This is a genomic window from Pseudomonas sp. Kh14 (genome assembly GCF_900291005.1).
Taxonomy (GTDB): Bacteria; Pseudomonadota; Gammaproteobacteria; order Pseudomonadales; family Pseudomonadaceae; genus Aquipseudomonas; species Aquipseudomonas alloputida.
Genome location: NZ_OLKJ01000182.1, coordinates 1 through 257 on the forward strand (window position 1 = coordinate 1; position 257 = coordinate 257).

A 257-nucleotide genomic window follows, 5' to 3' on the forward strand; every position below is an offset into this window, starting at 1 on the left:
ACACCTGTGCAATTGACAATCCCGATCCCGAACCGGACACGCCCACCGAGCTCATCGCGGTGACCGCCGTGCCGCAGGAAGGGTGCGAGTTTGTCCGCTGGAAAGGAACCGGACCGGTCTTTGACGCGTCCGGCAACTATGCGGGAAACCTCAGCGATTCCTTGGATGATGACCCCACAACGTGGTTCACTGAGCCGACGATCTATGTGAAGTGCCTGGACGAGGAGCGAGTTCAGACAGCTTCGGCATTCACAGAC

General features: G+C 59.1%; 1 protein-coding gene. It reads left to right on the forward strand.

The features are described 5' to 3' along the window. A partial coding sequence (locus tag FQ668_RS28875; protein WP_218570918.1) for a hypothetical protein occupies positions 1 to 257 on the forward strand: 257 nt, incomplete at both ends.